The organism is Nostoc sp., assembly GCF_036917515.1.
In the GTDB taxonomy this organism is placed as follows: Bacteria; Cyanobacteriota; Cyanobacteriia; order Cyanobacteriales; family Nostocaceae; genus Nostoc.
In genome coordinates this window covers 1-10,683 of sequence record NZ_JBALDE010000062.1, presented here as the reverse complement: position 1 = coordinate 10,683, position 10,683 = coordinate 1, and the positions used below count along the sequence as shown (strand labels likewise).

At 38.4% G+C, this 10,683-nt stretch carries 8 protein-coding genes and 1 pseudogene; 6 read left to right on the top strand and 3 right to left on the bottom strand.

The genetic code is table 11. From position 1 onward, the window contains the following. Window positions 1-31: 31 nt before the first annotated feature. Window positions 32-181, bottom strand: a complete 150-nt coding sequence (locus V7K89_RS07715; protein ID WP_335185871.1) for a hypothetical protein — start codon at window positions 179-181, stop codon at window positions 32-34. 749 nt (window positions 182-930) lie between these two features. On the opposite strand from V7K89_RS07715, the gene V7K89_RS07710 reads away from it, so the two are divergent. Beyond that, window positions 931-1,125, top strand: coding sequence for a hypothetical protein (locus V7K89_RS07710; RefSeq protein ID WP_335185870.1), 195 nt, complete (start codon window positions 931-933; stop codon window positions 1,123-1,125). A 34-nt stretch (window positions 1,126-1,159) separates the two neighbouring features. Here V7K89_RS07710 and V7K89_RS07705 read toward each other — a convergent pair whose 3' ends face one another. Together V7K89_RS07705 and V7K89_RS07700 are read right to left on the bottom strand one after the other, a co-directional pair. Then, window positions 1,160-1,942 (bottom strand): hypothetical protein, encoded by a 783-nt coding sequence (locus tag V7K89_RS07705; protein ID WP_335185868.1) that lies wholly within the window; start codon window positions 1,940-1,942, stop codon window positions 1,160-1,162. A gap of 486 nt (window positions 1,943-2,428) precedes the next feature. Next, the gene (locus tag V7K89_RS07700; RefSeq protein WP_335185866.1) at window positions 2,429-4,558 is read right to left on the bottom strand and encodes a tetratricopeptide repeat protein; all 2,130 of its coding nucleotides are present in this window, start codon (window positions 4,556-4,558) and stop codon (window positions 2,429-2,431) included. A 105-nt stretch (window positions 4,559-4,663) separates the two neighbouring features. Here V7K89_RS07700 and V7K89_RS07695 point away from each other — a divergent pair, with 105 nt between their 5' ends. The 5 genes and pseudogenes from V7K89_RS07695 to V7K89_RS07675 all read left to right on the top strand — a co-directional run bounded on the left by V7K89_RS07695 (window position 4,664) and on the right by V7K89_RS07675 (window position 10,289). Continuing rightward, window positions 4,664-5,362: a rhomboid family intramembrane serine protease gene (locus tag V7K89_RS07695; RefSeq protein ID WP_335185864.1), complete on the top strand. Its 699-nt coding sequence runs from the start codon at window positions 4,664-4,666 to the stop codon at window positions 5,360-5,362. A 291-nt stretch (window positions 5,363-5,653) separates the two neighbouring features. Beyond that, a complete protein-coding gene (locus V7K89_RS07690) occupies window positions 5,654-8,293 on the top strand; it encodes a PAS domain-containing hybrid sensor histidine kinase/response regulator (RefSeq protein WP_335185862.1) in 2,640 nt (879 codons plus the stop codon). Between the two features lie 99 nt (window positions 8,294-8,392). Beyond that, window positions 8,393-8,611: an addiction module protein gene (locus V7K89_RS07685; RefSeq protein WP_335185873.1), complete on the top strand. Its 219-nt coding sequence runs from the start codon at window positions 8,393-8,395 to the stop codon at window positions 8,609-8,611. Further along, a pseudogene (locus tag V7K89_RS07680) lies at window positions 8,608-9,340 on the top strand (hypothetical protein). Before V7K89_RS07685 ends, V7K89_RS07680 begins: the two are co-directional and overlap by 4 nt. A 358-nt stretch (window positions 9,341-9,698) precedes the next feature. Continuing rightward, window positions 9,699-10,289, top strand: a complete 591-nt coding sequence (locus tag V7K89_RS07675; protein WP_335185860.1) for a hypothetical protein — start codon at window positions 9,699-9,701, stop codon at window positions 10,287-10,289. The last annotated feature ends 394 nt before the right edge of the window (window positions 10,290-10,683 follow it).

The following is a 10,683-nucleotide window of genomic DNA, read 5'->3' as shown; positions in this document are numbered from 1 at the left end:
TTACCCCTTAATGACCAAACCCCGCCACGAATTACGCAAGCAATTGCAAACTGCTTAACCCACAAGTGTTTCGGTTTTTCTTAGTGCCATTCCTTACTGAGGGAGATGCCCACTTCACTCCAATCAGTAAGCCATCAATGTTATTGTCACCAGCTGCTGTTACAGTCGTTGTTTGTGCCATTTTCTAACCCCAATCACTTCAAAAGTTTTTAGCAAAAGCTGATTGACTAGCTTTTAGAAATACTCATGTCGGATTGGGCACATTTCTGCAATTGGAGGGAAATGACAACAAAACGTTACTTTCTTCAGCTACAAGGCTCAAATTTTCACAATATCCGCGATCGCTAACTCCTAACTAACTCCCCATTTTTCACAGTGGTACGACCGCACCGCTTTCAGCATCGCTGTACTAGTTTGGTGGTAATCACTTTATATACAAACTTGGTAGTCACCACTGAGAATAACTGCATTTTGTATCAACATCTAACTTAGATCAGTTACAGAGATATCTAGAAGTGTCTGAGGATCAGGTATTGGGAGCGGCGGCGGCGTTGGCGATGTTGTTACCTGTTGGGGTAAATGTCGGGAAATGGAGCTAAACCACATTGAGGTTAAACAGGTGCACAGCAAGTTTTTTTGGCGTATTACATTGGGAAAATAAGTTATCCAAAAAAGGTTATTTTTTGGAGATTGCAGGGACAATGTTTTTCCTAATGCAATCGCACTGCTTCCTACAAAACCAAAAACCCTATACCCGGATTTCTAGCAAATGTCTCAACTCATCCTCAGCATTTTTTTGCGACACTTATTGCTACGAAAAAAATTTTTAAAGTTTTGTATTAGCTTTGAAATTTTCTGGTATTTATTGATTTTAATTTACTCAAGGCAAAGTATAACTCAATCAAAAAGGAAGTCTGAAATATTAATAGTTTGACTGCTCGTCAAATTAGAAAGGCTACAAACCGTTTTGTTATTGCTACTGGTGCAATCGCTGTTGCTTGCAGTAGCATTGCTTTAACTCCAGTGACTGCTGATGCAAAATCAATAACTGAGGCGATTACGATTCTTGAGACGATTGAGGATGATTTGAGTCAATGCTATGGAAATCGGCGATTAGCAATGTAATTTTTATTGCTATTTTAGGATGAAGATAGTGAGGTCATATCTTCAAGAAGGCCGCAGCTACAATACTCATTCTTTTGTCTTCACTAACTATAACTTCATGTAAAAGGGGTTCAACCAAGGCTAGAGCAGGAACTTCCCCAAAATACTCCTGAAACTGAAAGCCTGTATAAATGAGTATTTCTCCAGTATCAAGAGTTAATGGTTGAGGGTTAGCACTATTGCTAGGTTGAATTCTTAGCCCCGATGCAGGCCCAACAATAATTTGAAGAAAGCCTTTGTCCCGATGCATACTTAGCACCACCTGATCTCGATAATATGTAGATCCAACCTGAAGAATAAGGGATGGCAACAAGTTAGATTGTAAATAGATAATTAAGTTTTTTAAAAGTGGTCTAAGGATATGGCGATCTATAAACCCAGCTATTTCATAGCTTTGTGCATGAGGCAATTGATCAACGTTATTTTTACAGCTAGGCTCTAATCCATTTTCAGGAATCAAGAAGTTATCGCGTTCACTGTCACAAAAATTTCGGGAGTGATAATACTCAAGTGGAAACTTTTTGCCTTCATATTTATCCTGATATACGCCTTTAGGCCAATAACCACAACGATATCCCGACACTCTTAAATCTTTAGGTTGATCGGATTTAAACAAAAGTCTTTCTTGGATTGGTTGCTCAAAAAACTTCCTCATTGCTTTGTGGAAGAAAACTATATTTTGATGAAACCTCTCCAGTTCACTGGATTCCAAGGTTTCGTCAAGATAGTTCTGTCTGAGGATAAAGTAGCCTTGTTTTGCAAATTGCTGGAAGTTCATGTTGTTCACACTCTATTACTTGCTCACATTACGAGATTGATCTCAATCTTGCATATAAGATATACCAAAGCTGCTAAACCATCATCCTTTGGAGGAGTAAACATTCTAAATATTTAGAATATACGCTTAATGTGAATTAAATAGGTTGAGACTGGAAAGTGAGAACATTAATACCAAAATGACGACGAAGCAATAAGCGTAGGCTGCTGATACTAATCATCTACCAATACAAATATTGTTGTTAAGAGCGTTCCAAAGTTTATGCTAGTTATGGGGGAAGTCTGAGTTGAATAGCTGGTAACTTTCATCTTCTTACTTCTCCCACCTTTTTTTCTAATTCACATTAGGCGTGAATTATTTGTGTGTACACCGTAGCTTACTAGGAAAGGGAAGCTTGTAGCTTTAGCTATAAGCTCTTTGAGGTTCTTTGATTATGGCAATTTAGCGGACATGATTCAATCCTAACCTATCAATTTGATAGGTTGTTTAGGGTGTCGTCTGCGGTGGATTGGTGGAATTAGGAAATGGAAGAGTTGGTACAATTACAGGCTTTGGTTTTTCGCCTTGCAGTTGAATTTGGGCTTGATTGCGACCGTCTATTGCTTGTTGGTAATTAGGCTTGTATTTTATTGCTCGATTGTAAGAAGCGATCGCATCTTGATAACGTTTTAAATTTAATAGAGCATTGCCTCTACTAAACCAACTTTCAGAATGATCTGGTTTATAACGAACTGCCTTATTATAAGACGCGATCGCATCTTCGTATTTCTGCAATATGTATTGTGAATTACCTAAATTATACCAGAGTTGATAGTCATTTTGCTTTATTGTTGCCGCTTTATTATAAGCTTTTATTGCTTCTTCATAGCGTTGGTTTTGATGCAGCGACCAACCCAAATTATACCAGGCTTGATAGTTTCTGGGACTGTATTTAATTACTTGATTAAAAGATTCAATCGCGTCTGGATAACGTCGTAAATTCAGCAGTACATTACCTCTAGATAACCAAGCTTGATAATAACTTGGCTGATATTGTACTGATTGATCATAAGCTGTAAATGCATCTTGATAGCGTTGTAAATTGACTAGTGTATTTCCGATATTATACCAGGCTTGCTCGTAATCTGGTTTTAAATCAACGACTTTTTGATAGGCTGCGATCGCTTCTTCATATTGCCTAGAATTTTGCAAAGCTAATCCTTTTTTATACCAAGCTTCATAATTATCTGGTTTGAGAGCAATCGCCTTTTCATAAGACTTAATTGCTTGGTCATATTGGTTTAAATTACTGAAAGCTTCACCCTTAGCATTCCAGACTTCTGAGTTGTTATTATTTAATTCTAAGGCTTTGTCAAAAGAGGCGATCGCTTCTTGATATCGCTGTAAATTTCCTAATACAAACCCCCGTCCAATCCAAGCATCTAAATAATCTGGCTGAATTTGAATTGCTTTATCATACGCCACTAATGCTTCTTTGTATTTTCTTAATTTATTTAGCGTTTTGCCTTGACCATTCCAGCCTTGAGCATAATCTGGTCTAAGATTAACAGCTTTTTCATATACTTCTAGCGCGTCTTGATAGCGTTGCAAATCAAAAAATGTATTTCCTTGTTTAGATAATTCTATGGCATTATTTGAATTAATGTAACTCCAAATAAATATTGATGCTACTCCGCCAACAATCAGGAAAAATATTATTAGTAAAATTTTACTTAATATTCCTTTTTTTGGTTGATGTTTATTGATATTTTTTGGTGGAGAAGGAGGAGTTAACGCTATTGTCTGAACAGGTGGTCGTGTTACCTCTTTCAGCGCTTGTAATGCCACTGTTGCCGAAGCATAGCGTTGCCGAAAGTCGTAACATACCATTTTATTTAAGAATTGAGCAAATTCTGGTGTTACTGTAGCTTTATCGTGCCAGACAATTTCATTAGTATCAGCATCTTTTACTATTTCCTCTGCTGATAATCCAGTCAAAGCTTGAATCGCAATTATTCCCGCAGCATAGATATCACTGCTTAATTTTGGCGTACCATGAGCTTGTTCGCCAGGAATATATCCAGGCGTACCGATAGCTACTGTTGCGAGAGTTTGACCTTGAGGAGTAATAACTTGAGTAGCAATTTGTTTCACTGCACCAAAATCAATTAAAATTAATTTGCCATCTGGTTGGCGTCTAAGAATATTGTGGGGATTGACATCACGATGAATTACATTCTGTTGATGGACGAATTCTAAGATTGTCAAAAGTTCTTGTAAAAGTGAAATAACTTCTTCTTGACTGAGGATTTTACCTGATGTTAATTCTTTACTCAGGTCATGACCTTCGATTAATTCCTGTACAAGATAGAATTCGGCATTTTCCTCAAAGTAAGCTAAAAGTTGAGGAATGCGATCGTGAGTTCCTAATTTATACAGAACTTGTGCTTCCGTATCAAATAAACGCCTAGCTGTTTCCAAAGTTACTGGATCGCTTGCCTGGGGTTTGAGTCTCTTAACAACACATAGAGGTGAACCGGGTAATTGGGTATCACAAGCCACAAAAGTTTCACCAAAACCCCCACCTCCCAAGTTACTAATAATTTGGTATCTTCCTACAAGTGTGTTTCCTAGCATCTCGTTTGCCTAGTTAAGTGCGATGCAATCTGATTTCAATCTTGCCACAGGTTGGGGGAATGGGGACTGGGAAAGATAAGTACCAATGACAAATGACAAATATATATGATTCCTATTAGTGATAACATTCGTTGTCGAAACAAACCAATTATTAATTACTGGTTGATTGGCATTAACCTGGCTGTATTTTTATGGGAACTTAAACTAGAGTTTAGCGGTCAATTAGGCTATTTTGTCAATACTTGGGGCGTGATTCCAGCGCAGATTAGTGGAGCAGTTACCAATGCTCTCTTTTTCAATTCTGCTGCTTGGATAGTTGTCATTTGGCGGGCATTTACACTATTTTTTGGCATATTTCTACACGGAAGTTCTAGTCAAATATTAGGAAATCTCCTATTTTTGTGGGTTTTTGGGAAAACTGTAGAAAATCTTCTGGGACACAGACGCTATCTAGGATTTTATCTGGCTGCTGGGGTGGTGACAGGGATAATACAAATTCTGGCTGAACCGAGTTTGACAGTTCCATTGATTGGGGCAAATGGTGCGATCGCAGCTATTTTAGGAGCTTATGTGATGAAATTTCCTAAAGTTAAAATTGACACTGTTTTGCCGCTAATAATCTTGTATATTCCTATTCAACTTCCAGCCTTTTTCTATATATTTTGGTGGTTTGTGCAACAATTATTTTATGGTATTGGTAGTTTAAATATTCCTCCTGTCGGCGTAAATCAATCGGGTGTTGTCTTCTTAGGGCAATTTGTGGGATTAATAATCGGTATAGCTTTCATCCGATTGAAAAGATAAATTTTCTTTAATTATTGAGCTATACCGATGTCAAAAGGCTCAATTTTGATTTTGATATTTTTAGCAGTACTTACCCTACAGTCATCAAAACTTATATATACCTTTTGGCTGAAATTTATAAACTGTTTCTACCTAATAAAGTATATAAACAAGCCAAAATGATTAATGCAATATCTTTTTGATTTTTATCTACCTTTTGATAGATTACATTAGATAGTTAAAAAAATCATAGATCGAACTAGGGATACCTACTCTTCAAGTCGATATTATTAAAAATTAGCGGTGTACAAGATGCAAAATGTAGATAAAATTAACTTTAAACTCACTAATGAATTAATAGTTTTGCGGCAGCGTGTAGCTGAGTTAGAGCAATCAGAGATATTTTACAAACAAAAGCAAACAGCGCTTGAGAAACAATTAACAGAACTAAAAATAAAGTTGCTAGTAGAAGCAGAAAACTCTCGTGTTAAAGTTGATTGGCAGATTGATAAGGATGCATCTGTACATCTCAATCTACCAACAGACGTGGCAGTAATTTTACAGCAACTCCAACAAGAAATCGCAGCGCTACAGCAAGTAGAAGTAGTTTTCAAAGAGAGTGAAGAACGACTGAGACTAGTTCTAGATATATCCCAAATGGGCTTTTGGGATTGGAATATTGTTACCAATCAAGTCATTTGGTCAGAAAATTATGAACTACTTTTTGGTCTAGCTCCAAGTAGTTTTGACAGCCCTTATGAGACTTTTAAAAAATGCGTTCATCCTGAAGATAGCCAGTCTGTAATGCAAGCGATCGCCCACGCTTTCACACAAAAAACTGACTACAATGATGAATTTCGCATAGTTCGCTCAGACCAAAGCACGCATTGGATTTCTGCCAAAGGAAAATTTATTTATAACGCTCAAGGACAAGCGGTGCGAATGATCGGCGTTTGTATGGAAACTACTGTGTGTAAGCAGGCAAAAGAAAGTACTCACGAACTCACAACACAAGTCCAAGAACAGGCAAATATTTTAAATGCCATTCTTACCGCCTCAGTCGATCATATTTACATTTTTAATCGCCAAGGTTGTTATCAGTATGTTAGCCGCGATGGAGCAACTATACTCGGTTTAAATCCCGAAGATATTATCGGTAAAAGTTTGCCAGAAATGGATTTACCCGTAGACCTAATAATGCAGATAGATAATCAACGACAAGCTGTCATGAAAAGTGGGCAGCCAATTAAGGATGAGTGTAAATATGTTAATGCCAATGGGTTGCATTATTATGAATACATCCTTACACCATTACGGAATTTTAACCAAAGTATTGAAGGCGTAATCGCTGTTGCTCGTGATATTACCGAACACAAACGAGCAGAGAAATCATTACGTGAAAGTGAAGCGCGATTTCGGCGTTTGTTTGAATCTAACCTAATTGGGATTGCTTTTTGGAATGTGGATGGTTTCATTATTGATGCTAATGATGCCTTTCTTCAACTAGCTGGCTACACTCGTGAAGAGTTTGCTACTTTAGATAGAATTAACTGGAGTGAACTTACTCCTGTTGAGTATCAGCATTTAGACGATCGCGCCCTTTTGGAGGTGCAAACTAGTGGAGTTTCCAAAATTTATGAGAAAGAATACATCCACCGTAACGGTAAGCGAGTAGCAATTGTTTTGGGGATGGCCCTGCTGAATAACTCCCAAGACAATGGTGTTGCTTTTGTACTCGATATTACCGATCGCAAATTGGCTGAGAAAGAATGCGATCGCCTACTCGAGTGCGAAAAGATAGCACGCCAACAAGCAGAAATCGCCAACAAAATTAAAGATGAATTTCTGGCGGTTCTCTCCCATGAACTGCGAACTCCACTCAACTCCATCCTTGGATGGTCGAAAATGCTGCGGACTCGCAAGTTTGATGAAAAAACTACTCACCACGCCTTAGAAACCATTGAACGCAACGCTAAGTTACAAACCCAGCTAATTGAAGATTTGTTAGATGTGTCGCGTATCCTGCAAGGAAAATTAAACTTGAATATCTGTCCTGTCAGCTTAGTAATGGTAGTTGAAGCAGCACTACAAACGGTACAACTAGCAGCACAAGCCAAGTCAATTCAAATTCAGACCGTATTTGATGCCAATTTGGGACAAGTTATGGGCGACCCAAATCGGCTGCAACAAGTTGTGTGGAACTTGCTTTCTAATGCGGTAAAATTTACACCAACAGGAGGACGAGTAGAAATTCGACTCATGGAAGCTGGTAATCAGGCTCAAATTCAGGTCAGTGATACAGGAAAGGGAATTAGCCTAGACTTTTTGCCTTATGTGTTCGATTACTTTCGCCAAGCTGACGGCACAACTACCCGGACATTTGGTGGACTAGGTTTAGGACTAGCGATTGTACGTAAGGTTGTAGAAATGCATGGAGGAAATGTTCAAGCCGAAAGTCTTGGAGAAGGATTGGGTGCAAGCTTTACTGTCGAGTTACCGCTTTTGGTTAGAAGCGAACAGTTTCGGGGTGAAGAAAATCAGTCTTCAAATTTTGAGCCTGAGTCGTTGCTGCTTTCAGACACTCAGGTTTTGGTAGTGGACGATGAACCAGATATCCGCGATTTAGTTACCTTTATTTTGCAAGACTACGGCGTACAAGTAACCGCTGTATCATCAGCACAGGAAGCACTACAAGTACTATCTGAGTCAATACCAGATGTTTTAATTAGCGATATTGGAATGCCAAAAACAGATGGTTATATGCTGATGCGTGAAGTGCGATCGCGATCGCCCCAACAAGGAGGAAACGTACCAGCGATCGCTCTGACAGCCTATGCAGGGGAAATGAATCAGCAGCAAGCATTAGCCGCAGGATTTCAAATGCATATTTCTAAACCAGTAGATCCAGATGTATTGGTGCAAGCGATCATCAATTTGATTGAGCCAAGTTAATACTAGATTGGCGTCCATCGGCTGTCTATCACTTTAGTGTTGTACAATGCCTACTGCTTTCCTGCTAGACTCTGAATAGCCCTTATGCTTTCAGAAATTATGGCATCTGTTGAGCAGATTATGAAAGAAGCCTTAACTTTGCCCAGTGCAGCGAGAGCATTGTTGGCAGAAAAGCTGGTTGAAAGTCTTGAATTTGATGTAGACGAAACACTTCAAGCACTGTGGACAGATGAAGCCAAGAGGGAGCATCCCAGTTTTTTGCAAAGAAGGCGAAAATCAGTCAAGATAAGTAAGACGAGTATATTTATTTACCAATGACCTCAGAACAAAAGCAAGCTCTTCAAGTACATATTCAGGCGATCGCTAAAATATTGTACGAAGATACGTCAAAAGAAAAGCTTACAAATCTTGCCCTGATTGAAGAAGCAGTGCGGAGTCAAATGCAAAAACATGTTATGCCAGAAGTAGGGGTTTTTTTATCGAAACGATTACAGGGACAAGCGCAGGATACCAACGACGGCTCAAAAGCATCCTTGGAGAGTTACCAATAACGAGCAAACAAGCCATTGAATTAGAAGTCGCGCCAAGTACTCAACTGAGTCCATATCTAGAAACTTGTTGTTTGAGGGTAAGTGCGAATGTCAGCTATGAAGATGCGGCATCAGACATCAAGTATTTTACAGGCGTACAGGTTTCCCACAGCAGCCAACAGAGATTAGTGCATCGTCAGAATTTTGAATTGCCAACACCAGAACAGACAATTGAAGAATTAAGCGTCGATGGTGGAAACATCCGTGTTCGAACTCCTGAAGGTCAAATATGTGCATGGCTTGGCTATAAAGCGATTAGCTTACATCACATAGCCTACGCATCATCAACTACGAATATCATCAAGCTGAACAAATTTGTTCGATTGGTTCTGGATCGGTTGAATCTGCCGTTAAACAGGTTGACCATCGAACTAAGATTTCAGGAGCACAATGGAAACGAGAAAATGTGCCTCAAGTCCTTGCCCATCGCTGTGCTTACCTCAATGGATTACTGTGAATTTAAGCCACTTCAAAAACTGAGATGCTCCCTATGTGTAATAGGTTATTTCGATAATTATGTAATTGCTTAACGATATAGAAAACAGGGAATTAACAATATGTTATATAAAATATAATCCAACCCCTGTGTATCTAAAAAAAGAAAGTATCCAAAAGTTTTTAGTATTACTTTGGAAAATCCTGTTAAATTCTCGTTATGAGACAATTCTCTAAACACATATACAGCAGTTTGCAAGTTAATAAACTACACCTTTTCAACTTAAGAGCTAAATCAGGGGTTTTATACCGATGTTCTAAGTAACTTTTCTTGTCATCCTCATAACTGTTTAGTAACTGTTAAATAGCTATTTATTGTCATGAAAACTACAAAGATAAAAGTTGCACCTAATGAGCAACAGGTGGAATTGTTTGATACGTGTTGTAATGAGTTGACATGGCTATGGAATTCCATATTTCAAGGTAGAGGATTTACAGTCACCAAAGCTTTGCTAGCTACTATACTTCTCTTACCATCTGTAGCAACTCCAATATTTGCCCAGAGTATATTTCCACCTCGTGAAAATGGTCAATGGACTTTTTACAGTTCTGAAAATGGGAAAATTCCCACAACATCCCAAAAAAATGCTGCATGTTCGTCAAGAAGAATGCTTTTTGACAAGCAAGGGGGATTTGGCAACTTTATTTTTTATAGGGGTTCTTTTTGGACTTTGCAACCAGCTAATGAATCTTATTACACTGTGAATAATGGTGTTTTAACATTAAAAACTGCAATTACTGGTTTCACTCAAGACCTTGCCGAACTAGGGAGTGATTTTATTGTTGATAGATATAGAATTCTGAAAGCAACTTCTTCTGTTGTAGAGTTGAAAAAATTGAATCGTAATGGTATACCTCAGTTTGAAAAGAATTTTCTGCTTAAATGCAAAACAATTAACCTTAACCTTTAGCATTGACATAGTTCATCATGCTTAGGAATTCTCTAATGTATGAGCGATCGCTGGCAAATACAATTTTAGCTACACTAACTGTAACTCTTAAGAAACCTGAATTTCTGGCATTGGCTTTAGTGCCGTAGTTATAGGCGAGTATCGGCAGTAGTAAATAACCACAGCCTCAAAATCATGATTTTAACCCCCCAACACCTGCAATATCTCCTTCACTGCCGCTTTCTCGCCTACCTGTCATCTTTTTCAAGCTTTATCAACCGTCGAACTCACTTTATTTATGGGGTTTGCACGCCGCAAAGTATAGCAGTTCCTGCTTGAGTGCAATACAGTATGGGATGATGGAGTATATCAACGTCTAAGTGCCTGTAGAATGAAACCTTACTCCTGTGATCTG

Coding starts and splice junctions, on each gene's coding strand:
- V7K89_RS07685 (WP_335185873.1), top strand. CDS start 8,393: ATGGCATCTGTTGAGCAGATTATGAAAGAAGCCTTAACTTTGCCCAGT.
- V7K89_RS07705 (WP_335185868.1), bottom strand. CDS start 1,942: ATGAACTTCCAGCAATTTGCAAAACAAGGCTACTTTATCCTCAGACAG.
- V7K89_RS07675 (WP_335185860.1), top strand. CDS start 9,699: ATGAAAACTACAAAGATAAAAGTTGCACCTAATGAGCAACAGGTGGAA.
- V7K89_RS07700 (WP_335185866.1), bottom strand. CDS start 4,558: ATGCTAGGAAACACACTTGTAGGAAGATACCAAATTATTAGTAACTTG.
- V7K89_RS07690 (WP_335185862.1), top strand. CDS start 5,654: ATGCAAAATGTAGATAAAATTAACTTTAAACTCACTAATGAATTAATA.
- V7K89_RS07695 (WP_335185864.1), top strand. CDS start 4,664: ATGATTCCTATTAGTGATAACATTCGTTGTCGAAACAAACCAATTATT.
- V7K89_RS07715 (WP_335185871.1), bottom strand. CDS start 181: ATGGCACAAACAACGACTGTAACAGCAGCTGGTGACAATAACATTGAT.